The sequence below is a fragment of the Saccharicrinis aurantiacus genome (assembly GCF_001660705.2).
GTDB classification, from domain to species: domain Bacteria; phylum Bacteroidota; class Bacteroidia; order Bacteroidales; family Marinilabiliaceae; genus Saccharicrinis; species Saccharicrinis aurantiacus.
In genome coordinates this window covers 1-23262 of record NZ_LYBV02000033.1, presented here as the reverse complement: position 1 = coordinate 23262, position 23262 = coordinate 1, and the positions used below count along the sequence as shown (strand labels likewise).

Annotated in this window: 25 protein-coding genes; 18 read left to right on the top strand and 7 right to left on the bottom strand. The window is 35.5% G+C overall.

Features of this window, described 5'->3' with window-relative positions; genetic code table 11:
* Positions 1 to 44 precede the first annotated feature (44 nt).
* Together A8B35_RS16205 and A8B35_RS16200 are read left to right on the top strand one after the other, a co-directional pair.
* The gene (locus A8B35_RS16205) at positions 45 to 893 is read left to right on the top strand and encodes a hypothetical protein (protein ID WP_075603471.1); all 849 of its coding nucleotides are present in this window, start codon (positions 45 to 47) and stop codon (positions 891 to 893) included.
* Between the two features lie 259 nt (positions 894 to 1152).
* A complete protein-coding gene (locus A8B35_RS16200) occupies positions 1153 to 1380 on the top strand; it encodes a hypothetical protein (protein ID WP_075603470.1) in 228 nt (75 codons plus the stop codon).
* A 56-nt stretch (positions 1381 to 1436) separates the two neighbouring features.
* Here A8B35_RS16200 and A8B35_RS16195 read toward each other — a convergent pair whose 3' ends face one another.
* Both A8B35_RS16195 and A8B35_RS16190 read right to left on the bottom strand, forming a co-directional pair.
* Positions 1437 to 2525, bottom strand: coding sequence for an SGNH/GDSL hydrolase family protein (locus A8B35_RS16195; protein ID WP_083634496.1), 1089 nt, complete (start codon positions 2523 to 2525; stop codon positions 1437 to 1439).
* A gap of 7 nt (positions 2526 to 2532) precedes the next feature.
* The gene (locus tag A8B35_RS16190) at positions 2533 to 2883 is read right to left on the bottom strand and encodes a Dabb family protein (RefSeq protein ID WP_245820805.1); all 351 of its coding nucleotides are present in this window, start codon (positions 2881 to 2883) and stop codon (positions 2533 to 2535) included.
* A gap of 82 nt (positions 2884 to 2965) precedes the next feature.
* On the opposite strand from A8B35_RS16190, the gene A8B35_RS16185 reads away from it, so the two are divergent.
* Positions 2966 to 3688, top strand: coding sequence for a 3'-5' exonuclease (locus A8B35_RS16185; protein WP_075603468.1), 723 nt, complete (start codon positions 2966 to 2968; stop codon positions 3686 to 3688).
* A 256-nt stretch (positions 3689 to 3944) separates the two neighbouring features.
* On the opposite strand, the gene A8B35_RS16180 is transcribed toward A8B35_RS16185, so the two are convergent.
* Both A8B35_RS16180 and A8B35_RS16175 read right to left on the bottom strand, forming a co-directional pair.
* The gene (locus tag A8B35_RS16180) at positions 3945 to 4754 is read right to left on the bottom strand and encodes an alpha/beta fold hydrolase (protein ID WP_075603467.1); all 810 of its coding nucleotides are present in this window, start codon (positions 4752 to 4754) and stop codon (positions 3945 to 3947) included.
* On the bottom strand, positions 4755 to 5471 hold the full coding sequence (locus A8B35_RS16175) for a pyridoxine 5'-phosphate synthase (protein WP_075603466.1): 717 nt from the start codon (positions 5469 to 5471) through the stop codon (positions 4755 to 4757).
* A gap of 165 nt (positions 5472 to 5636) precedes the next feature.
* Between A8B35_RS16175 and A8B35_RS16170 the strand changes: the two genes are divergently transcribed.
* The 12 genes from A8B35_RS16170 to A8B35_RS16115 all read left to right on the top strand — a co-directional run bounded on the left by A8B35_RS16170 (position 5637) and on the right by A8B35_RS16115 (position 16948).
* The gene (locus A8B35_RS16170; protein WP_075603465.1) at positions 5637 to 6302 is read left to right on the top strand and encodes a CBS domain-containing protein; all 666 of its coding nucleotides are present in this window, start codon (positions 5637 to 5639) and stop codon (positions 6300 to 6302) included.
* 115 nt (positions 6303 to 6417) lie between these two features.
* The gene (locus A8B35_RS16165) at positions 6418 to 7758 is read left to right on the top strand and encodes a BamA/TamA family outer membrane protein (RefSeq protein WP_075603464.1); all 1341 of its coding nucleotides are present in this window, start codon (positions 6418 to 6420) and stop codon (positions 7756 to 7758) included.
* Positions 7759 to 7866: 108 nt separating this feature from the next.
* Complete coding sequence (locus A8B35_RS16160; protein WP_075603463.1) at positions 7867 to 8748, top strand: NAD kinase; 882 nt, start codon at positions 7867 to 7869, stop codon at positions 8746 to 8748.
* 235 nt (positions 8749 to 8983) lie between these two features.
* On the top strand, positions 8984 to 9754 hold the full coding sequence (gene porG, locus A8B35_RS16155) for a type IX secretion system protein PorG (protein ID WP_139314919.1): 771 nt from the start codon (positions 8984 to 8986) through the stop codon (positions 9752 to 9754).
* A 15-nt stretch (positions 9755 to 9769) separates the two neighbouring features.
* A complete protein-coding gene (locus A8B35_RS16150) occupies positions 9770 to 10507 on the top strand; it encodes an isoprenyl transferase (protein ID WP_075603462.1) in 738 nt (245 codons plus the stop codon).
* 28 nt (positions 10508 to 10535) lie between these two features.
* On the top strand, positions 10536 to 13142 hold the full coding sequence (locus tag A8B35_RS16145) for a BamA/OMP85 family outer membrane protein (protein WP_075603461.1): 2607 nt from the start codon (positions 10536 to 10538) through the stop codon (positions 13140 to 13142).
* 55 nt (positions 13143 to 13197) lie between these two features.
* Positions 13198 to 13710: an OmpH family outer membrane protein gene (locus tag A8B35_RS16140; RefSeq protein WP_075603460.1), complete on the top strand. Its 513-nt coding sequence runs from the start codon at positions 13198 to 13200 to the stop codon at positions 13708 to 13710.
* A gap of 83 nt (positions 13711 to 13793) precedes the next feature.
* Positions 13794 to 14306, top strand: coding sequence for an OmpH family outer membrane protein (locus A8B35_RS16135; RefSeq protein ID WP_075603459.1), 513 nt, complete (start codon positions 13794 to 13796; stop codon positions 14304 to 14306).
* Positions 14307 to 14378: 72 nt separating this feature from the next.
* Complete coding sequence (locus A8B35_RS16130; protein ID WP_075603458.1) at positions 14379 to 14891, top strand: OmpH family outer membrane protein; 513 nt, start codon at positions 14379 to 14381, stop codon at positions 14889 to 14891.
* A 63-nt stretch (positions 14892 to 14954) separates the two neighbouring features.
* Positions 14955 to 15788, top strand: coding sequence for a glutamate racemase (murI, locus tag A8B35_RS16125; protein WP_075603457.1), 834 nt, complete (start codon positions 14955 to 14957; stop codon positions 15786 to 15788).
* A gap of 45 nt (positions 15789 to 15833) precedes the next feature.
* Positions 15834 to 16406, top strand: coding sequence for a chromate transporter (locus tag A8B35_RS16120; RefSeq protein WP_075603456.1), 573 nt, complete (start codon positions 15834 to 15836; stop codon positions 16404 to 16406).
* A complete protein-coding gene (locus A8B35_RS16115) occupies positions 16406 to 16948 on the top strand; it encodes a chromate transporter (protein WP_075603455.1) in 543 nt (180 codons plus the stop codon). Before A8B35_RS16120 ends, A8B35_RS16115 begins: the two co-directional genes overlap by 1 nt.
* 100 nt (positions 16949 to 17048) lie before the next feature.
* Here A8B35_RS16115 and A8B35_RS16110 read toward each other — a convergent pair whose 3' ends face one another.
* Positions 17049 to 17273, bottom strand: a complete 225-nt coding sequence (locus tag A8B35_RS16110; protein WP_075603454.1) for a hypothetical protein — start codon at positions 17271 to 17273, stop codon at positions 17049 to 17051.
* Positions 17274 to 17331: 58 nt separating this feature from the next.
* Positions 17332 to 17859 carry a gamma carbonic anhydrase family protein gene (locus A8B35_RS16105; RefSeq protein WP_075603453.1) on the bottom strand — a complete coding sequence of 176 codons (528 nt, stop codon included), beginning with the start codon at positions 17857 to 17859 and terminating at the stop codon, positions 17332 to 17334.
* Between the two features lie 293 nt (positions 17860 to 18152).
* On the opposite strand from A8B35_RS16105, the gene A8B35_RS16100 reads away from it, so the two are divergent.
* From A8B35_RS16100 to A8B35_RS23610, 3 genes are all read left to right on the top strand, one after another.
* Complete coding sequence (locus A8B35_RS16100; RefSeq protein ID WP_075603554.1) at positions 18153 to 20003, top strand: 2-oxoacid:acceptor oxidoreductase subunit alpha; 1851 nt, start codon at positions 18153 to 18155, stop codon at positions 20001 to 20003.
* A gap of 3 nt (positions 20004 to 20006) precedes the next feature.
* Positions 20007 to 21026 carry a 2-oxoacid:ferredoxin oxidoreductase subunit beta gene (locus A8B35_RS16095; protein WP_075603452.1) on the top strand — a complete coding sequence of 340 codons (1020 nt, stop codon included), beginning with the start codon at positions 20007 to 20009 and terminating at the stop codon, positions 21024 to 21026.
* A gap of 540 nt (positions 21027 to 21566) precedes the next feature.
* Positions 21567 to 21851 carry a hypothetical protein gene (locus A8B35_RS23610; RefSeq protein WP_222844169.1) on the top strand — a complete coding sequence of 95 codons (285 nt, stop codon included), beginning with the start codon at positions 21567 to 21569 and terminating at the stop codon, positions 21849 to 21851.
* Between the two features lie 476 nt (positions 21852 to 22327).
* On the opposite strand, the gene A8B35_RS16080 is transcribed toward A8B35_RS23610, so the two are convergent.
* On the bottom strand, positions 22328 to 23035 hold the full coding sequence (locus A8B35_RS16080) for a DUF6261 family protein (RefSeq protein WP_075603450.1): 708 nt from the start codon (positions 23033 to 23035) through the stop codon (positions 22328 to 22330).
* Between the last annotated feature and the right edge of the window lie 227 nt (positions 23036 to 23262).

Below are 23262 nucleotides of genomic sequence, written 5' to 3'. Positions count from 1 at the left end.
GTTTACTGAGGGCTTTTTTTGTTTGATTCAGTTACCCTAATCTAATGTTTAAAATAACCGTTTCTTTACTAATTGTTTGTGCAATTGGTTTTAATGTATCAGCGCAGAGTAAATTAAAAACCTCTAAAGATCAAGTAGAACAAGGATCCCAGTCATCATCCTCGCAATCACCTATAGTTTACGAACAGCATTCGGGCGGTTCTGGCTCAAGTTTCTTTGATGAGGAGTATTCCGATAATTTTTTTGCCGATCTATTTGTAAAAGCTGTGGCAGGTGTAGTTTATGTGAGCACCGTTGGCTTATACGGTAAGGAATATCATTTACATAATAGCATTACTAAATACCCTTATATAGATTTTAAAACGGGTAATTATATTAGTGCCATTGACGGATCTGATTTAGTACAAAAGGCTCGTATTGATATTCACAATTCATTTTTTGCAAATACAGAATCTATATATGGTAACCATCTGAATGTAAAGTTTCGTCCCACTAAGTATTTATATATAAAGGCCGATTATCGCGAGCTACTCGAAGTTTTACCTGATCGAGGCAATGAGCATCTTTCTCTTTTTCATGCAACATTGGCATATGATCGTATTCGCTTTCCAATATTTAATTTAGGGTACTCCTTAGGGGCTGATTATATAGCTTCAGGTGTTAATAAATGGGGCTTTACTTATGGCTTCAATTTAGAGAGCTTTGCAATCAATAATGTGAGTATATATTCAGAGTTTTTATGGAGTAAAATAAATACTCAAAATGTAAATACAATAGAATTGAGGGCAAGCTACCATATTAAAAGGTGGAAATTCTCATTAGGTTATGAGCATCTTCGTATTGCAAATCCACAATATAACCTCTTCTCGTGTGGTTTTGGAGTGTATTTGTAGGTAGTTCTAATAAAAATCCAAATATTTTTTCTTTTAGTTTCTATCATTCACCTAGTTTTTATTGAGGTGACAACTTCTTAAAGTTTGTTATTTTTTCAAGTAGCTATGCTGTAAATGTAGTTAGTTAATGTAGAATAATATATTTTCTAACTCATACCCTGAGTGTAATTTTAATATGTTGTATAGCAGTGTGTTGTAAGGTATCTTGGGTACGAGATTTGCTTAACATCATATCAGAAAATAATTAATAAGCACAGGTATGAAAAAGTTATTATTAGCATTAGCTGTTTTAGGAATGACAGCTGTAAGTGTTGAAGCAAAAACAAACACTCGTCCAAGAGCAAAAGCTGCAAAAGCTGCAAGTACCGAGGTAGCAAAAACTGAATCTGATTCAAAATTGTACAAAACTTCCAAAACAAGAGTTATGTGGAAGTCTGCACACGGTAACATGTGGGTTGATAGACATTCTGTTAGAAAACTAAACTAAGTTAGAATCTACGCTAATTAAAATCCTCAATGCAAATTGAGGATTTTTTTTGCATGTTATTTCCAAGCTAAAGTATCTTCAATAAAAGTAATTAAGCTTTCGGCCATTATTTTATTATCATCAGCTCTAGGGTGCCCCTTTTTATTAGTGTATTTAAAAAAGTGCGTATAAATGGCCTTGTCATTTAACGAAGCCACAGCCGATTTAATATAACCAGGCCATTCACTTCCTTCTTTTGTGGCATCCATACTTCCAAGGGCACATATTATAGGAGTATTCGGATATTCCGCTCTTACTAAAGCAACAAAATCGGCGTAAGCCTTAATAATTTCTGGTGGGCTTGGAGCAGTATCGCCAAAACGTCGGATAAATTCAGGGTAATTCTTTTGTTTTACAATCCAGCTATCGTTCTGCATTAAATTAATTACCACCAAATTAGGGGTTACCTTATTAAAATCCCAAATGCTAGTTGAGTCGTAAGGATTTACTCTATTGTAAATCTCTGGCATAATATGCTCGTGCCAACTCACCATAATACCCGTTCCTTCGCGCACTGTTGCATGCATATCCGCATCAAAGTGTCGTGCCGTTAATGCAGCATAAGTCACATAATTATTGGTGTAAGTACTGTCGGGAGAATCACCCCCAGTATTGTCGTTAATAGCATATCCCGAGGTAATACTATTTCCAAAAAACTCAATTAAGCGGCCTGAGTTAGCTGCTGTTTGTAACAACTCTCCATCTTCAATATAAAAACCCATGAAAACCGTTTTACCCGTTTTAAACTCATTTCGTTTAATCAGTTCAATGGTATGCGGAATGTTACCATCAAGCTTTTCTGCCAGTAAATAAGTTTTACTGCCCTTATCCAGCTTTAGCGGATAAACAGAATCTTTATCAATAACTACATTAAAATAGTTTAAACCTTTTTCATCCACTAAAGTGGCCGAAACAGAAGTGCCTGTAAATTGAATTTCAATTTCGCTTGCACTCCAAAATATTTCGGGTGCATTGGTATCTGAAAAATCAATTCTACCAACATATTTAATCAGGGGGTTACTTGGTTCTATACTTATATTATTGTTTTGCTTGCATCCAATAATCAGCGCAAACAAAACAATAACGAAGAGCTGTCTAGTCATCATATTTAGCTTATAATTGGTAATCAACGCAAGCTCTGCTTTCGGCAACAGGTTTAATAATATCAGTAACAATAGCTACATGTAAAGGGTGTTTTGCATAAACATCCATCGCCTCCATTGATTCAAAAGTAGTTTCAAGCGCAAAATCAAAACTCTCGTTTTCGTTGCAGTTAATTCCTACAATAATGGTTTTTAGTTCGCTTATCTTTCCTAGCAAACCTTCTAATGCCGTTTTAATTTCGTTTAATTTATCAGCTTTAGCCTCGGCTGATTCAAAATCCTTAAGTTTAAATAATACTACGTGTTTAATCATGTTATCAATTTCATAGGTAAATATTGTTGCAAATATAGAATATTTCATCGCGTAAGTAGCAAATTTATCAAAGGTCTATTCGCCTCAAATTGCAATTCAATTGTTATATTTATCATTCAAAAACTCAATTATGCTAAACAATTTAAAGCCCGAGAATATCCTGTTTATCGATATTGAAACCGTTCCGCAACACGCCAATTATAGCGATGTTCCCGAAACATTTCAAAAGCTATGGGATAAAAAAGCCGAATTCTTTTTAAAGGAAGAACAAACCCCTGCCGATATTTATCAGCGTGCCGGTATATATGCCGAGTTCGGAAAAATAGTTTGCATTTCAGCCGGCATCATACACTGGGTAAAAGGCGAAATGCATTTTAAAGTAAAAAGCTTTGCTAGCCACGATGAAAAGCAACTACTCATTGAATTCTCAAATATGCTCGAAGGTTTTATGCAAAAAAACTTTGATAACAATTTATGTGGGCACAATGCTAAAGAATTCGACTTTCCATTCATTGCGCGTCGCATGCTCATCAATGGGCTAAAACTGCCGCAGTGCCTCGATATTGCAGGCAAAAAGCCTTGGGAAGTTAAGTTTATCGATACCCTCGACCTTTGGAAATTTGGCGATTATAAACACTATACCTCGCTTAGTCTTTTAACGGCCATTTTTAATATTCCAACACCCAAAGACGATATCGACGGTAGTCAAGTAGCTAGCGTGTATTATAACGATAACGATTTGGATAGAATTGCCATTTATTGCGAAAAAGATGTGCTTGCCACAGCCCAATTGCTTCTGCGCCTCATGGGCAACCCCTTAATTGAAGACGATTACGTTCAGCGCTCAATTTAACCATGTTTGTTATAATTAGGGCGCTTTATCCAGCTATTCGCTCTAGCCTTTTTTGTTTTTTGCAAGCATTACTAAGCGGTGCGTGTGCTCCTAAAGTCGCATCCGCCAGCTAAGTTCTGCTAAGCAAAAACAACAAAGAGCTGCCGCTGCTATCTGGGCGCATTGGCATAAACAATGTTTTCTGTAAAAAACTGCACTTTTGTAATCGTCGATTGCAGCTATGTAGTAGAGTATTTCATTTTTGCATCAGTAAAAATTAATCAATAAAATACAGCAGTGTTTTCAAAAATAACTCCGGTTGTTCAGCATGTAACCAATGTCCTGCGTTAGGAATAGTGGCAGTTTGTGCCGATGGAAATAAGTTTCTAACCAACTGTAAATCCTCCTCAAGAATATAGGGCGATTTTTCACCATTAATAAAAGCCACGGTTTTGTTAAAATCAAACTCCTTGTAGTTCTTATCAGAGAATCCAGCCATTATTAGCTCCAAATTTTCGGCCAATACTTTAATGTTTAATTTCCACATTAAAGTACCATCTGCATTGCGAGTGATGTTTTTCAACAAGAATGAACGCACCATTGTATTGGTTATTTTTGGGGCTAAATACTTATCAACAGCACTGCGACTTTTGTATTCATCGGGTTTAACCGATAAAAGAGCGTCAATTATATTTTGATGATCGTTGGTTATTTTGGCGTAATTACTATAGTTACCATACGATTTAGGAGCAATATCAAGCACCACCAATTTATCCACTAACTCAGGATATTTTAGCGCTAAAGTCATTGCTGTTTTTCCCCCCATCGAGTGTCCAATAATGGTAGCCGTATCCAAATTCTCATCAAGCATTAGTTGCTTAATATCATCGGCCATTACATCATAGTTCATCTCCTCGGTATGTGGCGACTGACCATGATTACGTTGGTCAACAATATAAACTCTAAATTTGTCCTGAAGCTGTTTGGCAATGGTGAGCCAATTATCCGAAGCACCATAAAGTCCATGGATAATTATAAGTGGAGCCCCATTTTCGCCTAACTTACGATAAAATAACTGAACCGACATTTACTTTACTAATTGTGCCTTGTAGGCTTTAACAGTTTCTTCTAAACCAATGTATAAAGCATCGCAAATAAGCGCATGGCCAATAGATACTTCATCTAAAAACGGAATATTTTCAGAAAAGAATTTTAAGTTCTCTAAACTTAAATCGTGCCCAGCATTAATACCCAACCCAAGTTTGTGTGCCAAATTAGCCGCCTCAACAAAAGGTGCTACTGCAGCTTCTTTGTTATTGGGATAATCAGTTGCATAAGGTTCTGTATATAATTCAATTCTATCGGTACCTGTTTCAACTGCGTTCTCAATATTTTTTAAATCGGTATCAATAAATATTGAAGTTCTTACACCGGCTTCTTTAAATTCAGCAATAATATCTTGCAATAAACTCTTATTAGCAATGGTATCCCAACCAGCATTCGAGGTTAAGGCTTCAGGAGGGTCGGGAACTAAAGTTACCTGATGAGCATTTACACTTTTAACTAAATCAATAAATTCTCGGTTAGGGTAACCCTCAATATTAAATTCCGTTTTTATAATCGGAGAAATATCTCTTACATCCTGATATCTAATATGTCGCTCATCTGGTCGAGGATGAACAGTTACACCATCGGCGCCAAAAAGTTGAACGTCAGTAGCTGCTTTTACCACATTTGGCATTACTCCACCTCTTGAATTTCGAAGAGTGGCAATCTTATTTATGTTTACGCTTAATTTTGTCATTAATCACTGTTAATCATGATACTCAGTTCATTAATCTAAAACTACTAAATAAACCTATATATATCTTGGTTGTTTAGTTATATGAAAGTAAATTTAAGCTGAGTCTCGTTTAAAAATAGAGGCTTTAATTAATCGCAAAGGTAAGAGTATTTTTATAAGTAATATATGTTAGCAAAGGATTTAATATCAGATTTAATACCAGCATTGAAAACTTCAGATACAGGTTTGGATGCCCTTAACTGGATGGAAGTATTTAGGGTGTCGCATCTTCCTATTGTTAACAATACTGAGTTTTTAGGCTTAATAGCTGACACCGATATCTTTGATTTAAATAAACCCGATCAAGCCTTAGGAAATCATCAACTATCACTAACATTTCCTTATGTTTATGATAATCAACATATATTTAGTGTTATTGAGTTGGCATCAAGGCTTCAGTTAACTGGAGTTCCCGTTTTATCAAGGGATAAGGAGTATTTGGGTATGATTACCCAATCTGATTTACTGAAGGAATTTGCCAGTTTAATTGATGCCCATGCTCCAGGTGGAATCATTGAACTTGAAGTTCCAGTTCATGATTATTCCATTTCAGAAATTGCAAGAATAATTGAAGATGCAGAAGCTAAGGTGCTAAGTTTTTATGTAAATCAACACGAAAGTGAATCACTTTTAAAAATAACCATTAAGCTGAACCGTGAAGATATCTCTCCCGTTTTAAATGCCTTTGATCGGTACGAGTATACTGTTTTGGCTTCTTACTCTGAGTATAATGCAGTAGACGAAGTTATCAAGAAAAATTATGATGCCTTATTGAGGTATTTAAATGTTTAGTTATGCCTAATATATTTTGTTAAAATGTTTTATTACAAATAAACCTGAGTTCATATTATTGTTTTTTCTATTATTTTATAGTGCCTTTTCGTCAGCAAAAGGTAAAGACAGTATTATGGAAATTGACCTCACCGAGGCCAAGGATACTCTTGTTGTAACAAAAATATTTCTTTCGGGTAACGAAAAAACAAAGGCTAAAATAATTTATAACGAACTACTCTTTCATATTGGCGACTCTATTGTAAAGGAGGACCTGCATAATCAAATTATTCAATCAAAGAACAACTTAAACAATACTTCTCTCTTTAATTTTGTGTATATCAATTATTGGCTTACCGATGAAGAACAGCTTTATATGGATATTAAAGTTGATGAACGATGGTATTTGTGGGCATTGCCAATTTTAGAACAAGGGGATAGGAATCTAAGTACCTTTTTTAAGACTGGGGATTGGTCAAGAATTAATTATGGCTTATATCTGAAGAAAGAAAATTTTAGGGGTATGAACGAAATTGTTCGCTTTAAAATTAGACTCGGTTTTCTAAATGAATTTGATTTGTCATACGAGTCGGCAGATTATAATTATAAATTAGGGTGGGGTGCCATGCTTAGGTATCGAGCCAATGCACAAGTATCCTATAATACCTTAAATAATGTTGATAATGTAATTAAAGTAGAAAGTGGCTTTGCACAGCAGGAAAGCTTAGTGAATGTACTTTTTAAATATAGGAGCAATCATGTAAATCGTCATAGTGTTAATATTGGCTATAACGCCATACACATAGCTGATACAGTTGCTAAACTAAACCCCGACTATTTGCTTGATGGAAATACCTCACTTGAATTTTTAAGTTTAAAGTATAGTTACAGTATCGACTATAGAGATTCTAAGGTTTTTCCATTGCGCGGAAATCTATTAAGGGCAAGTGCTTTAAAAAGTGGGTTTGGCATTTTTACCAGTACCTATAACGATTTAGCACTGCAGCTTGAATATCTCCAATTTGGTAATATTCATAAACGGTTTTATTATGGATGGCAGTTTGGTAGTAAATATGGTTCATCAAAAGACAATCCATTTGTTTTTAATAAGGGTTTAGGGACCAGTGAGTTTTTAAATGGATATGAGTATAATGTAATACGCGGAACAAGCTATGCTTACTCAAAGCAAAAAGTAATTTTTGAGTTAGTGCCAACCCAAACCGCGAACCTGAAATTTATACCATTAAAGCAGTTTTCGAAACTACATTATGCCTTTTACCTTCGTACTTTCTTCGATACAGGGTATGTATATGATGCTAATCAAGACCCAAGTAATTTTATGAGTAATACATTTTTATATAGTTATGGCTTGGGGATTGATATGGTTACTTATTACGATAGAGTATTAAGTGTAAACTATGCCATAAATAAATTTGGACAAAGTGGTTTTTATATTCACGTCAATATGTCTTTATAATTCATATGCAAATACATTGTACTGCTTTGCGATATAATATGATTTATTACTTTGATGAAATAAATCTACTTTCTACATTTGCGATATATTATTAAGGTAAACTGAATTATGCGTATAGCCATCTTTGGTAAACAATTTTCACCTAGTTTTCTTCCACACTGTTTGTTTCTATGCAATGAACTTCGTTCGCGTGGGGCTGAAATTATTATCTATAGTGATTTCTACGACTTCATAAAGAGTCTAGATTCTGATGCTATTAAGGTTGATGGCACCTTTAATTCTCGTGCAGAATTATCTGATGTCAATGTATTTATTAGTGTTGGTGGCGATGGTACATTCTTAGAAGCTGTAACTTTAGTTCGTGATGCTTCTATTCCAATATTAGGCATAAATAGTGGGCGTCTTGGGTTTCTTGCAGATGTGGCAAAAGAAGAAATTGAGAGTGCCATGAATTATATATTTTCAGGTAACTTAAAATATAAACAACTTGACTTATTGTGCCTCGAAACGGATGCCGGTTTATTTGGGGATTTAAATTTTGCCTTAAATGAATTAACAATTCAAAAGCGTGATAGTGCCTCAATGGTTACGATTCATACCTACTTAAATGGTGAGTTGTTAAATTCTTATTGGGCCGATGGGCTTATTATTGCTACACCAACTGGTTCTACTGCTTACTCCCTAAGTGTAGGTGGTCCTATTATTCACCCATCCTCCAAAAGTTTTATAATTAACCCCATAGCACCGCATAATTTAACTGTAAGGCCTATTATTGTGCCCAACGATATGCAAATAACACTCAAGGTTGAAGGTAGGGCTGATAAGTTTCTGGCATCATTAGATTCACGAAGTGTTGTTTTTGAAGATTCAATTGAGCTTAGAGTTAAAAAGGCCGATTTTAGCATATCTGTTGTTGATTTGCCAGGAATAAGCTACAATCAGACTTTGAGAAACAAACTGATGTGGGGAGCAGATAAAAGAAATTACTAAGTATTGATACCTTTCATTACTAGGGGAGTTTTGTGGTATACTTCATAAAGCAAAAATATTAACACAATATTATTATACAATTAGGGTTATATCTATTATAACTAGATAAGATTATTGCAATTAGTTAAAGTTAGGTTAAAGGCTAGTTTAAGGGCCAAAAATCAAGCTTTATAAAATTGAGTTTTGTATTAAAATATTACATTTGTACACTTTGTTAAAAATATTAAACCAGAAAATGCAGAGTAACAGTATTGTAAATACATATAGAATAAATAAAGCATTTTTAAATGTTTTTATATGTATCTGCGTATTGGTGTTGCAGACAGGTTTCAGTAGGCTTTATTCTCAAGATAGAATTGAGATTGGTGGTTTTGTAGGAGCTTCATACTACTTAGGTGATTTAAACCCGAGTAAGCAGTTTAATAATTCTTCACTTGCATTCGGCGGAGTTGGTCGTTATGTAATTGATGATAGGTATGCTGTAAAAGGGTCGCTTACTATGGCAAATTTAAAAGGGAGTTATCATGAGAATGATATAGTTTTTCCAGAGGGAGATGTATATTATTCATTTGATAGATCTATTGGAGATGCAGCAATTCAATTAGAGTTTAATTTTTTATCGTATGATCATTGGTTCGATAAAAATTCAAATTGGACACCGTATGTTTCAGTTGGCCTTGGAACTACTGCTTATAAAAGATTTAGTACAGAACCTAAAAATTACTCTGCGGAAACAGTTTTTATATTATCTTTGCCATTCGGAGCAGGGCTCAAGTATAAGTTAAATAATAGGTTTAGGGTAGGTTTAGAGTGGAGTTTTAGAAAAACTTTTGTGGATGACTTAGACGTAGTTGGACATAATTTACCTATTAATCCTAACGATCCGTATGGGTTTGGTTCAAATAATGGAGTGCATAATAATGATTGGTACTCTTTTGCAGGAGTAATGGTAACTTATAGCATGTTTAAGCGTAAGGGCCAATGTAACGGAGGTTTTAAACGATAAGGCAAAGAAATTGATATGTCAGTAAAAGACGAACTGATAAAAAATAAATTACCCCAACATGTAGCCATCATTATGGATGGTAATGGTAGGTGGGCCAAAAAGAAAGGGAATTCCCGTATGTTTGGTCATAAACATGGTGTTAAGGCGGTAAAAAGAGTTATAGAAGCAGGAGCAGAATTAGAATTAGGATATATCACTGTTTACGCATTTTCAACGGAAAATTGGAATAGGCCTAAATTAGAGGTTGATGCTTTAATGGCTTTGTTGGTATCTACAATTAGTGCCGAAACTGAAACATTGGTTAAAAATAATGTAAGGTTAAAGGTTATTGGAGGTGTTGATAATATGCCTAAAAAGGTGCAAAAGAAGTTACAAGAGTGTATTGAAAATACCGACCACTGTACCGGATTAACTTTAAATTTAGCATTAAACTATAGTTCAAGATGGGAAATTACGGAGGCTGTTAAGTCAATTGCTCAGTCTGTTAAGAGTAATGATTTAAATGTTGATGAAATCGATGCGAACCTATTTTCATCACGATTAACAACTGGTGGTATTCCAGATCCTGAATTAATGATTAGAACAAGTGGAGAGTTGCGCTTAAGTAACTTTTTAATGTGGCAGCTAGCTTATGCAGAGTTATACTTTTGTGATGTGCTTTGGCCTGATTTCACAAAAGAAAATTTTTACGAAGCTTTATTCGACTATCAAAGTAGAGAAAGAAGGTTTGGCAAAACTAGCGAACAATTATAAATAACAATGATACATAGAGAGTATAGCAATGCTTAAACAAATAAAACTAATCTATATTTCCATATTATTATTTACCGCATTTAATATTCAGGCACAAAATGTCCCGAATATTAGCTACTCTGGTGCACCTCGCACATACGAAATAGCAGACATAAATGTTGAGGGAATACAGAACTATGATCCGAAAATATTGGTTAATCTTTCAGGGTTAGCGGTTGGTCAGAAGTTAAATATTCCTGGTGAAGAAATTTCAGAAGCAATACGGAAATATTGGGAACACGGACTTTTTTCAGACGTGAAGATTTTAGCTGATAAAACAGAGAAAGGGAAAATATGGCTTACGATCAAGTTGAGAGAAAGGCCACGTTTATCTGATATCAACTATTATGGTTTAAAGAAATCGGAAATGGAAACTGTGGCTGAAAAGGTAGCCATGATGAAGGGTAATCAGGTAACACCATTCTTAATTACTAGATCGGAAAAATATATCGCAGATTATTTTGTAGCAAAAGGTTTCTATAACACCGAGGTACGTATTGTACAAAAGGATGATACAGCTAAAGTAAACCACGTTTATCTTGATATTACTGTTGATAAAAAGGAGAAAGTAAAAGTAAGAACCCTCGAGTTTGTTGGTAATGAGGTTATTTCTGATAGCAAGCTAAATAGAGCTATGAAGAAAACCAACGAGAAGGGTAAGATTCTTAACTTCTTTAGAACTAAGAAATTTATAGATGAGCAGTACCAAGAAGACTTAATTGCTGTAATCGACAAATATAATGAACTAGGTTATCGTGATATGGTAATTGAATACGATTCAATTACAAGAAATGATGATAATACTGTTGATGTTAAAGTAAAAGTTGAGGAGGGTAACAAATATTACTTGGGAGATATTTCTTGGATAGGTAATAGTATATATCCTGGAGATTATTTGAGCGCTGTACTCCGTTTACAAAAAGGAGACGTATTTAATCAAAAGTTATTAGACGAGCGTTTATTTCAAGATGACGATGCTGTTCATAACTTATATATGAATAATGGTTACCTATTTTCAAATATTCAACCCATTGAGGTTCGCGTATATGGCGACACCATTGATTTGGAGATGAGAATATACGAAGGTAAGCAAGCTACTATTAATAATATTGTTATTAATGGTAATACAAAAACACACGAACATGTTGTGCGTCGTGAGATTAGAACTAAACCAGGACAGTTATTTAGTAAGTCTGAGTTAATTCGTACAATTAGAGAATTATCACAATTGGGGCATTTCAATCCTGAAAATATTAATCCTGAGGTAAATCCAAATCCAGAAGATGGTACTGTAGATCTAGTATATAATCTAGAAGAGAAAGCAAATGACCAAATTGAGTTATCCGGAGGTTGGGGTGCAGGTATGTTTGTAGGATCTCTTGGTTTGCGATTCACAAATTTTTCTGTGAGAAACTTCTTTAATAAAGAGGCTTGGAGACCACTACCAACAGGAGATGGACAAACTTTATCCCTTAGAGCACAAACTAATGGTAAGTTTTTCCAATCTTATAGTATCTCATTTACTGAGCCTTGGTTAGGTGGTAAAAAACCAAACTCATTAAGTGTATCTGCTTATCACTCAATTCAAAGTGGAGTTTCAAGTAGTTCAGGTTATAACAATCCATATTATAATAGTGGCCTAGGTGGAGGTTATGGTTATGGCGGTTATCCAAATTATATTTACGATCAGTCAGAAATTGATCAACATATGAAAACAACAGGAGTTTCTGTTGGATTTGGAAAACGTTTATCATGGCCTGATGATTGGTTCTCAGTTTATACTGAAGCAAGTTACCAAGTGTATGATCTTAAGAACTGGCAGTATTTTATTATGGAAAATGGAATTTCCCAAAATCTCCATTTCAAAGTAATGTTATCTCGTAACTCTATTGATAATCCTTTGTATACTCGTAGAGGTTCAACATTTAATATTGGAGTTGAGTTTACTCCGCCATGGTCAATGTTTGTCGACAAGGATTATGAAAAATTAAATGCGGATGCAACTTCAAGTGATTACGATACGCGAAGTGCAGCCCAAGAAGATTTATACCAATTAATCGAATATCATAAATGGACTACGCAAGGTTCTATTTTTACGCCACTCGATAAAGCAGAAAAACTGGTGATCATGGCCAAGTACGAAATGGGCTTCCTCGGATATTATAATAAAAATGTTCGATCCCCGTTTGAGAAGTTTACTTTAGGGGGTGATGGAATGTCAGGCTTTAATATGTATGGTAGTCAGGTTGTTGGATTAAGGGGTTACAGTAATAATTCATTAACTCCGTATAATCAATTTGGTCAGCAAGATGGTAATATCTATAATAAGATGACTTTTGAAATGCGTTATCCACTGACCTTACAACCTTCAGCTCAAGTATATGCATTGGCATTTCTTGAAGCAGGTAATGCTTGGAGTGAGTTCGACCAATATAGTCCCTTCGATCTGAAACGATCCGCCGGGGTTGGTGTTCGTATCTTCCTGCCAATCTTTGGGTTAATGGGTATAGACTGGGGGTATGGTTTCGACGATGTTTATGGAAATCCAAATGCCAATGGAAGTCAATTCCACTTTGTAATTGGACAACAGTTCTAATTGTGGTTTGATTTTTGCAACGTAACCTTGTTTAATATGTTAAACTAAATAAAGTATGAAAAAAATATTCTTTTTTCTAGTTGTTCTTTTGTGTACTGTAAATATGTATGCACAGAAATATGCTTTTGTAGATACGGACTATATATTAAAAAATGTTCCAGCATTTGAAGCTGCCAATGAGCAATTAAATCAGGCATCAGAAAAATGGCAAAAAGAAATAGAAGCAATCTATAGTGAGGTAGAAACTATGTATAAGAACTACCAAACCGAAAGTGTTTTTTTATCTAATGAGATGAAAATCAAAAAGGAAGAGGAGATTGTTAATAAAGAAAAGTCAGCGAGGCTTTTACAAACAAAATATTTCGGTCCAGAGGGTGAATTGGGTAAAAAGCGCGAAGCTTTAATAAAACCAATTCAAGATGATATTTATAATGCCATTAGAGAAATGGTAGAAGACAATAGTTATGCAGCCATCTTTGATAAAGCATCAGGTGGAGTTGTGCTATTCTCTGATCCAAAGTATGATAAGAGTGATGAGATTCTAAAGAAATTAGGATATAAAAATTAATATTAATCTGAAAATCAAAAGGAACATTTGTAATATGTACAATGCATATCTGATATGTAGGTTCTAATGCTAAATTGAAATAAATGAAAATATTTAAGTTATTAATGTTATGTGTTTTTGTGTTCGGGTTGAGCACTGTGAAAGCACAAACACCAATGAAATTTGGTCATGTGAATACACAAGCTATTTTGGCCGAAATGCCAGAATTGAAATCTGTTGAAACGCAGTTACAAACAGAGTATTCTAAATTAGAAGCACAACTTACTGATATGCAGGAGTCTTTAAAAACGATTCAAATGGATTATGTGAACCGTTTACAAACAATGCCTGCTGAAGAAAGAGCTTCACTAGAAACTCAGATTCAAGAAGGTAACCAAAAGGTTCAAGCCTTTTACCAAACATCACAACAGAACCTTCAAAAGAAAGAGCAAGAGTTAAAAACACCAATATTCGAGAAAGTTACTACCGCAATTGAGCAAGTAGGTGAAGAGAATGGTTTTCTTTATATATTTGAAGAAGCCGGTGGTTTAGCGGTTTATAAATCACAAAAAAGTGTTGATGTATCTGATTTAGTAAAAGCTAAATTGGGTTTATAATTTAATGTTGTATTAATCATCAAGTTAGTTAGTAACTATAACTATCAAATTGATATCAAATAAAAAGAAATAATGAAATCTATAAAATTAGTATTAGTAATTGCAGCAATCGTTTTTAGCGCAAATACTTTCGCACAAGACTTAAAATTCGGACACCTTAATATTCAAAAATTAGTATCTGAATTACCAGAAAAATTAGAAGCTGATCAAAAACTTCAAGCTGAGGCTCAAAAATTAGATCAAAACCTTAAGGTGATGAACGATGAGTTAGATGCTAAGTACAAAGATTATATGGAGAAAAGAGACGAGTTAGCTGAGTTAATTCGTGCAACTAAGGAGAAAGAAATCCAAGAAATCAGTCAACGTCTTCAAAATTTCCAACAATTAGCCCAACAAAACTTACAACAACAAGAGCAGCAATTATTGCAGCCAATTATTGAGAAAGTACAAAAAGCTATTGATGCTGTAGGTGCTGATAATGGCTTCATTTACATCTTCGACGTAAGCTCTCGTATTGTGGTTTACCATTCTGCTCAAAGTACAGATGTTGAAGACCTAGTAAAAGCTAAGTTAGCTACAATGTAAAAAAGAATAAATACTATATATTTAAAGGATGATTTAATAATCATCCTTTTTTTGTACCATATAATGAATAATATAAGCGGACCAATAGCTGTTTTTGATTCTGGATACGGAGGTTTAACCGTGTTAGAAGAATTACGAAAGAAGTTGCCTAATAATGATTTTATTTATTTGGGCGATAACGCTCGTGCACCCTACGGTACGCGTTCTTTTGATATTGTTTATGAATACACATTAGAGGCAGTAAAGGAATTGTTTTCCATGGGTGCCCATTTGGTAATTTTAGCCTGTAATACAGCATCAGCAAAAGCGCTGAGAACAATACAGCAAAAGGATTTGCCCAATATAGATTCAAATAAGCGTGTTTTGGGCGTTATTCGTCCAAGCGTGGAGTATGTTGCTGAAATTACAAAAACAGCTAAGGTTGGTGTATTAGGAACTACAGGAACAGTACAATCCTTATCGTATCCACTCGAACTTAAAAAGCAATCAAGTAATATTGAGGTTTACCAAGAAGCATGTCCGATGTGGGTGCCGTTGGTAGAGAATGGAGAATCAAATAAAGCTGGTACTGATTATTTTGTGAAGCAACATATCGAGAAGCTCTTGCAATTGAATTCTGATATTGATACCGTTATACTCGGATGCACGCACTATCCCATGTTAATGGATAAAATTAAATTGTATACACCTGAGCATATCAATATTTTATCTCAAGGTTCTATTGTAGCAAATAGTTTAGTCGATTATTTGCAACGTCACCCTGAGATCGATAAAAGATGTACTCGTGGCGGAAGCGTTCAATACTATACCACCGAGAATGCCGATAAGTTTAAGCAAACCGCAGGTTTCTTTCTCAAGCAGGATATTGAAGTAACACAAATAAATTTGTTTCAGTAATACTTAAAAGTCCCACTTGGTCTTAAATTTGTATACACCTTTTCAATGTTAAAATTTAAAGATAATTTCCAGCTTTTTTTATCCTTTTTAAAGGTTGGTTCCTTCATGTTTGGAGGAGGATATGCCATGCTCCCTTTGCTAGAACGCGAGTTAATTGAAAATAAAAAATGGATTACTAAAGATGAGCTCCTCGAAATACTTTCCATCTCGCAAATGACACCAGGTACCATCGCCATTAATGCGGCCACTTATATTGGCAATAAACAAGGCGGTATATTAGGTGGTATTTTGGCTTCTGCCGGAATTATATTGCCCTCCCTAATTATTGTTACAAGTTTATATTTTCTAATGGGAAATAGCATGACCAATGAATACGTACAAAAGGCCTTTTTAGGCATTCGTGCCTGTTTGGTGGCAATGATTATCCATTCGGTATACAAACTCTTTAAAACAGGCATTAAAAGCCATTTGCAGTTCTTTATCTTTTTGGCTGCTCTGTTAGGTCTTTTCTTGGGGCTGAACCCAATTATGGCCATTATACTCGGGATAATTTCAGGAGTAGGCATCTATTTTCTAGAGCCTATTATTACCAAAATAAAGGAAGGAGAAAGCAAGTAATGAAGGATCTGTTTAATTTAGCCATCTCATTTTTTAAAATTGGCCTATTTAACTTCGGTGGAGGTATGGCCATGATTCCACTTATCATTGAAGAATTAGAACGTAACAATTGGATGACACCCGATATGTTTTTCGATTTCTTTTCCTTGGCACAAATGACACCTGGAGCCATTGCTATGAACACTGCAAGTTATGTTGGCGTAGGCGTTGCCGGATTACCCGGAGCAGTTGTGGCCACCACTTTTTTAGCAGCACCATCCATCATCGTAATGCTAATTCTATCCGGAATACTCCGTCGTATAAAAGAGCATAAACTTAAAACCGCTATTTTTGCTGCACTCAAACCCGTAACAGTGGCTCTAATATTGTTTGCAGGTTACCATATCGCCGACCAAAGTTTCTTCGAGAATAACTATCAAAACATCAACTACATTGCCATTGCACTTTCCGCAGTGTGTTTATTAATCAGCACCAAAGTAAAAAAAATACATCCCATACTTCTCATCGTTTTGGCTGGAGTGGCAGGGATATTTTTATTCTAAAAGAAAAATCCTGCTAAGTACTTAACAGGATTTTAAATTATACTAGAATATGTAATGGGAGCTACTTTTATCGAATATTCAGATAAGAAGTTTTGAATAGCTATGATAAGAATAGAGATATGAGAAATGCGAATATTCCGATTGAGGTAATTAATATAAATGCAACCATTTTACCTTTAAGATGGTACCATTTATCACCGCCTTTAATCTCGCTTAAAACTTCTAATCTTTTCTTTACATTCTTTTTGTCTTCTTTATTAGTTAATAGATCAGTGGTTAACCAAACAAAAAAGCCTGCTATTATAATATTGAGAATTATCTCCATGCTATGAGTTTAGTAATTCAGAACTCAATAAAATTAGACTACAACTTTTCATGCAGATTTACTCTTCTCCATCCTCTTTATACCAACTTGCGTACATCAAGTAATTATTGGCAATTTTATTCACCATTTCTTTGGTTTGCTCAGGCTCAATATCTTTCACCTTTTTTGCCGGAACACCTGCATAAATACTATTTGGTTCAACCACAGTATTGCTTAAAATAAGTGAATTGGCTGCAATAATAGAATTCTCGCCAATAACAGCATCATCCAAAATGGTAGCACCCATTCCTATAAGCACATCATTTTTTATTTTTGCACCATGTATGGTTACATTATGTCCAACCGATACATTATCGCCAATTTCAATAGTCGATTTCTGGTACAGTGTGTGTAATACCGAGCCATCCTGAATATTTACTTTATTACCAATTTTAATAGAGTTTACATCACCACGTAAAACAGCATTAAACCAAATACTGCAGTCGTTTCCTATCACCACATCACCTATAATAGTAGCGTTTTCAGCTAAATATACATTTTCTCCAATTTCAGGAGTAAATCCTCTTACTTCTTTAATTAATGCCATTGTTTAAAAAATATTTATTTCTTCAAAATTACATATTTTCTAATTAACTGATGTACACTTCATATTTCATATGGTTGAAATTGTATCTTTTATAAAAAAAATGATGTACCTATCCTGTCTAAATACCTCTATCAGCGATAAGCCTATAAAATTAATAGATCACGCGGAATTCGTTTTTTTTATGTTCTTAAACACTGACGTTAATCAACTTATAAATCAAAGGGCACTTGCTACCTTTACTAGCCTTAAAAGAAATTCACATAGGTTTTAACCCTCTCAAATTTGCTAAGCATATGGCAAGAAGTTCAAAGATTATTGAGCGCGACGAAGTAGTTGTCCGCTTCTCAGGAGATTCAGGTGACGGAATGCAGTTGTCAGGATCACTATTCTCAAATGCATCCGCCATTTTTGGAAACGATATCTCTACATTTCCCGATTATCCGGCCGAGATTAGAGCGCCGCAAGGAACCATAGGTGGAGTTTCTGGTTTTCAGGTTCACCTAGGACGTACCGAAGTATATACTCCTGGCGATTATGCAGATGTATTGGTGGCCATGAATCCGGCAGCACTAAAAGCAAATGGTAAATGGGTAAAACATGGTGGTACCATTATAATGGATGTGGATAGCTTTGATGAAAAAGGTATGCGCAAAGCTGGCTACGTAAGCGATGATCCGATTGTGGAAGATAAGCTAGGCGATTATAATATTATTAAAGCGCCCATTACAGCTCTTACTAAAGAGAGTTTAAAGGACATGGGTTTAGATAACAAAAGTATCCTACGTAGTAAAAATATGTATGCCTTAGGTTTGGTGTATTGGTTATTCGATCGTCCGCTTGAGCATACCAATAAATACATAAAGAAGAAGTTTGCTAAGAATCCGGCTATTGTTGAGGCTAACCTAAAGGTACTCAAAGAGGGTTTTGATTACGGCGTAATTATTCAGGCTGTAACCCCATCTTATCATATAAATCCGGCATCAATTAAACCGGGCAAGTATAGAAACCTAAACGGTAACACCGCGGTTGCTTGGGGCTTAATAGCCGCTGCTCAGAAAGCCAATCTCGAATTGTTTTTAGGTTCTTATCCTATTACTCCGGCCACTGAAATAATGCAAGAATTATCAGCCCGTAAAGATTTAGGCGTAAAAGTATTTCAGGCTGAAGACGAGATTGCGGGTATTTGCACGGCCATAGGTGCCAGTTTTGCCGGTGATATGGCAGTAACTTCAACCTCAGGGCCAGGGCTAGCTTTAAAAGGCGAAGCCATTGGATTGGCAGTTATTGCAGAGTTGCCTTTGGTTATAGTTAATGTGCAACGTGGTGGCCCTTCAACGGGTTTGCCAACTAAAACTGAGCAAAGTGATTTAATGCAAGCCCTGCATGGCCGAAATGGAGAAAGCCCTTGTGTAGTAATGGCTGCATCATCGCCAATTAATTGTTTTGAGTACGCCTTTTATGCTGCTAAAATAGCCGTGGAGCATATGACGCCTGTGATTCTTTTAACGGATGGTTTCTTAGCCAATGGAACGCAACCGTGGCGTATTCCTGATTTAAAAGATTATCCTGAGATAAAAGCAGTGCGCCCAACAGTAGCGGGTAAGGACTGGCTTCCATATATGCGCGACCCTGAAACTTTAGTCCGTTCGTGGGTTAAATTGGGTACGCCTGATTACATGCATCGCATTGGTGGTTTAGAGAAAGATGAAGAATCGGGTGCCGTTTCTTACGATGCTCAGAATCACGAAAAAATGGTTCAAACTAGGGCGGATAAGATTAAAAAAATTGAAGACTTTATTCCCGAGCAAGATATCTTGGGTCATGCCGATAGTGATTTATTAGTTGTAGGATGGGGCGGAACTTTTGGGCACCTATATACAGCAGTGGAGGAGCTCTATAGTGAATCAAAAATTAAGGTGGCATTGGCGCATTTTAATTACATAAATCCATTGCCAAAGAATACTTATGATGTATTGAAAGGCTACAAAAAAATTGTGGTTTGTGAATTAAATATGGGACAGTTTGCCAATCATTTAAGAATGACATTTCCTGAGATTCCATACTTACAGTATAATAAGGTACAAGGTTTACCTTTTACTGTGGTTGAGCTAAAAGCGCACTTTACTAAACTATTGGAGGAATAAATTATGAGCGAAAATTGCGAATTCAAATATACCGATTATAAAAACGATTTACGGGTGCGTTGGTGCCCTGGTTGTGGCGATCATGCCATATTAAACGCTGTTCAAAAAGCCATGGCTAGCTTAGGAGTAGAACCCCATAATGTGGCCGTGATATCAGGCATAGGCTGTTCGTCGCGCTTTCCGTATTATATGAATACCTATGGGTTCCATACTATACATGGGCGAGCTTCGGCAGTGGCTTCGGGAGTTAAGGTAGCCAATCCTAATTTGCATGTATGGCAAATTACTGGCGATGGCGATGCTTTGGCCATTGGAGGAAACCACTTTATTCATTTGATTCGAAGAAATATCGATATCAATGTTATACTGTTTAACAACCAAATTTATGGTTTAACCAAGGGGCAATACTCACCAACATCCAAGCGTGGTTTTATATCTAAAACATCGCCATTCGGAACGGTTGAAGATCCTTTCCGCCCTGGGCAATTGGCCTTGGGGGCGCGAAGCCAGTTTTTTGCTCGCACTATCGATAAAGAAATTAAATTATCAGTCGCAGTAATGGAAGAAGCAGCCAAGCATCGTGGTGCATCCATTGTTGAAGTGTTGCAGAACTGTGTAATCTATAACGATAATACGCACGAGGCTATTACCGATAAAAAGCACAAGGCCGATAGAACTATTATTTTAAAGCATGGCGAAAAAATGATTTTTGGTGCCGAAAAAAATAAAGGTCTGGTAATGGATGAAGACCATAACCTAAAAGCGGTTACTATTGGTGAGGCAGGTTATACATTGGAGGATATTTTGGTACACGATGCCGAGAGTTATCATGTTTCGATGCATCGTAAATTGTCAAATATGGAGTATCCTGAATTGCCAGTGGCTTTAGGGGTAATTCGTTCTGTAAAAGGGGTAAGTTACGATGAAAGTGTAAACGATCAGCTAGAGCAAATTCAGGCCCAAACCTCTGTACACACTTTTGAAGAGCTGGTGAACTCTGGAGATGTGTGGGAGGTGAAATAAAAGAATGAAGACAAAAGACAATAATAGTAGTATTTAGAGAGTGAGAAAGCAGTAACCGAGCAATTGGTTGCTGTTTTTTTTGCGTCATCGCTCTGCATAAAGTGATCCCAAGGCAAGCATTAAAACACGGCGCCACAGCTAGCGCGAGCTTTTAGCTCGTGCTTCAACAAACCCATAAGTGTGCGCAGTATGCTGATCCCATAAAACTCATCAATGAACTTAGCTGGTGTGCTAAACTTATATGTTTTGTTCTATCTTCAAGTAAAGTAATTTTCAAATGAGTCGAAAATATAAATTCCATAATCCAGACGGTATTTATTTTATTAGTTTCGCTACAGTTAATTGGATAGATGTTTTTGTTCGCGAACAATATTTTGCAATTATGGCAGAAAGTATAGAATTCTGTCAAAAACAGAAAGGTCTAGTACTTTTTGCTTATTGCATTTTACCAAGCCATGTTCATTTAATGTTTAAAGATGTAACGGTAATCCTGGGAAGTTAATTAAGGAAATAAAGACCTATACATCAAAAAAACTTCAAATGTTGATAAAGGAAAATCAACAAGAAAGTAGAAAAGAGTGGATGTTATGGATGTTTAAAAGGGCAGGGTTTAAAAATAGTAATGTAAAAGGAAGCCAGTTTTGGCAACAACATAATAAGCCTATTGAATTATGGAGTAATGAAGTAATTCAGCAGAAAATAGACTATATCCATAATAATCCTGTTGTATCAGGTTTTGTAAGCGAACCTTACCATTGGAAATATAGTAGTGCAACAAATTATGCTGATGAATTTAGTGTAATTAAAATTGAAAAAATACTTTAGTCACGAGCTAAAAGCTCGCGCTAGCACCAAGCGATCACAAGGCAAGCTGCAATACTAGCGTGTTAAATATAAATATATGAGAAATAAAATTACAATATCAGTATTCTTTGTTGTGTCACTAATATTCAATTTCTTCATTAAGAAAACTGAACTAAATATTGGTATTTTCTCAATGGTATCACAATTGTTCGGTTCAATGGTACTTGGTTATGTAATATCAATGTTCGTGTCAAAATATAAAGTCAACAGCTGGCAGAGGTTTTGGGCTATGTTTTATGGAATAATGGTTATAGGTAGTATCATAAGTTTTTTGTTAAACCTAGTGCCTCTTGGTGCAGATTATTAATTTATTTCTCTATACGGCTTCGTTTCTAGCTAGCGCGAGCTTCTAACTCGTAAATCTATCCACTAAGCTATTCATCCAAAAAAAAAGGCCACCCAATCCGGATGGCCTTAAAAATCCCCATTTTTCATTATTAATTATTGAGTTTACTGCTACGTTGCTTTATTTTGGTGTTTTCGGCATCAATTAGTAATTCAATTGCCGTACACACCTCAGCATATTCAGGTGTAGCCATTTTTTGTAAAAACTGCAGATAAACTACCAACTTACCATTGATTATCTTAATCAGTTCTTTTTTTACTTCAGTGGCAGCTGGCATTTCATCTTCGTTAACACGCGCCATTTGTAAAGTATTTTGCGACGATACAAAGGCTTGTTGCTTTGTGTTAAAAGACTCAAATAGTGGCAACACCCCTGGTAGTTGTGCCATGGCATTGGCATATTTAGGTTTGGTCATATCCTCAGAATACGATTCGCTATAAGTATTCTGGCTATTATAACTACTGTCTAAAATATCATTTTTATATTTATTATTTAATGCACCTATTTCTAACGCTGCGGCTGCAATGGTAGCGTCAGGATAATGTTTATATCCTTCGGTTAGTTGCAGTATCGATTTAAATGCTTGGTCGCGTTCATCATCTAGTTCTTCTAAGCTAGAGTGCATTTTATCCTTATTAATAGCCGTAAGCAATAGGCTGTTTTTGGTATCCATCTCCGTGGTGATGGTACCTAAGTGCGCATCTGACTCCAATATATCTGAGCCGACTGCCGCTACAATTTTTGTACTGAGCGCATGAATATCTGCATTGCGTACAGTAGTCATTACTTTTTTAATCATAGGTTTTAAATTATTATAGATTTAAAAAACTATAGGGGATTTTATATTTTACCACGTCATTTTTAATTTGATTACGACCTCACTGAGCCCAAAGGAAGCCATCACTATTTGATTATGGCTTCGTTGAACCCAAAGGAAGCCATCACTATTTGATTATGCCTTCACTGAGCCCAAAGGAAGCCATCACTATTTGATTACGTCTTCACTGAACTCATAGGAAGCTATCA

Excerpts from the sequence above, each read along its gene's own strand:
- A8B35_RS16150 (WP_075603462.1), top strand. The coding sequence starts at position 9,770 with ATGTCAGTAAAAGACGAACTGATAAAAAATAAATTACCCCAACATGTA.
- A8B35_RS16185 (WP_075603468.1), top strand. The coding sequence starts at position 2,966 with ATGCTAAACAATTTAAAGCCCGAGAATATCCTGTTTATCGATATTGAA.
- A8B35_RS16110 (WP_075603454.1), bottom strand. The coding sequence starts at position 17,273 with ATGGAGATAATTCTCAATATTATAATAGCAGGCTTTTTTGTTTGGTTA.
- A8B35_RS16195 (WP_083634496.1), bottom strand. The coding sequence starts at position 2,525 with ATGATGACTAGACAGCTCTTCGTTATTGTTTTGTTTGCGCTGATTATT.
- murI (WP_075603457.1), top strand. The coding sequence starts at position 14,955 with ATGAATAATATAAGCGGACCAATAGCTGTTTTTGATTCTGGATACGGA.
- A8B35_RS16115 (WP_075603455.1), top strand. The coding sequence starts at position 16,406 with ATGAAGGATCTGTTTAATTTAGCCATCTCATTTTTTAAAATTGGCCTA.
- A8B35_RS16180 (WP_075603467.1), bottom strand. The coding sequence starts at position 4,754 with ATGTCGGTTCAGTTATTTTATCGTAAGTTAGGCGAAAATGGGGCTCCA.
- A8B35_RS16170 (WP_075603465.1), top strand. The coding sequence starts at position 5,637 with ATGTTAGCAAAGGATTTAATATCAGATTTAATACCAGCATTGAAAACT.
- A8B35_RS16130 (WP_075603458.1), top strand. The coding sequence starts at position 14,379 with ATGAAATCTATAAAATTAGTATTAGTAATTGCAGCAATCGTTTTTAGC.
- porG (WP_139314919.1), top strand. The coding sequence starts at position 8,984 with ATGCAGAGTAACAGTATTGTAAATACATATAGAATAAATAAAGCATTT.
- A8B35_RS16200 (WP_075603470.1), top strand. The coding sequence starts at position 1,153 with ATGAAAAAGTTATTATTAGCATTAGCTGTTTTAGGAATGACAGCTGTA.
- A8B35_RS16140 (WP_075603460.1), top strand. The coding sequence starts at position 13,198 with ATGAAAAAAATATTCTTTTTTCTAGTTGTTCTTTTGTGTACTGTAAAT.
- A8B35_RS16135 (WP_075603459.1), top strand. The coding sequence starts at position 13,794 with ATGAAAATATTTAAGTTATTAATGTTATGTGTTTTTGTGTTCGGGTTG.
- A8B35_RS16160 (WP_075603463.1), top strand. The coding sequence starts at position 7,867 with ATGCGTATAGCCATCTTTGGTAAACAATTTTCACCTAGTTTTCTTCCA.
- A8B35_RS16095 (WP_075603452.1), top strand. The coding sequence starts at position 20,007 with ATGAGCGAAAATTGCGAATTCAAATATACCGATTATAAAAACGATTTA.
- A8B35_RS23610 (WP_222844169.1), top strand. The coding sequence starts at position 21,567 with ATGTTGATAAAGGAAAATCAACAAGAAAGTAGAAAAGAGTGGATGTTA.
- A8B35_RS16165 (WP_075603464.1), top strand. The coding sequence starts at position 6,418 with ATGGAAATTGACCTCACCGAGGCCAAGGATACTCTTGTTGTAACAAAA.
- A8B35_RS16100 (WP_075603554.1), top strand. The coding sequence starts at position 18,153 with ATGGCAAGAAGTTCAAAGATTATTGAGCGCGACGAAGTAGTTGTCCGC.
- A8B35_RS16205 (WP_075603471.1), top strand. The coding sequence starts at position 45 with ATGTTTAAAATAACCGTTTCTTTACTAATTGTTTGTGCAATTGGTTTT.
- A8B35_RS16145 (WP_075603461.1), top strand. The coding sequence starts at position 10,536 with ATGCTTAAACAAATAAAACTAATCTATATTTCCATATTATTATTTACC.
- A8B35_RS16120 (WP_075603456.1), top strand. The coding sequence starts at position 15,834 with ATGTTAAAATTTAAAGATAATTTCCAGCTTTTTTTATCCTTTTTAAAG.
- A8B35_RS16080 (WP_075603450.1), bottom strand. The coding sequence starts at position 23,035 with ATGATTAAAAAAGTAATGACTACTGTACGCAATGCAGATATTCATGCG.
- A8B35_RS16175 (WP_075603466.1), bottom strand. The coding sequence starts at position 5,471 with ATGACAAAATTAAGCGTAAACATAAATAAGATTGCCACTCTTCGAAAT.
- A8B35_RS16190 (WP_245820805.1), bottom strand. The coding sequence starts at position 2,883 with ATGAAATATTCTATATTTGCAACAATATTTACCTATGAAATTGATAAC.
- A8B35_RS16105 (WP_075603453.1), bottom strand. The coding sequence starts at position 17,859 with ATGGCATTAATTAAAGAAGTAAGAGGATTTACTCCTGAAATTGGAGAA.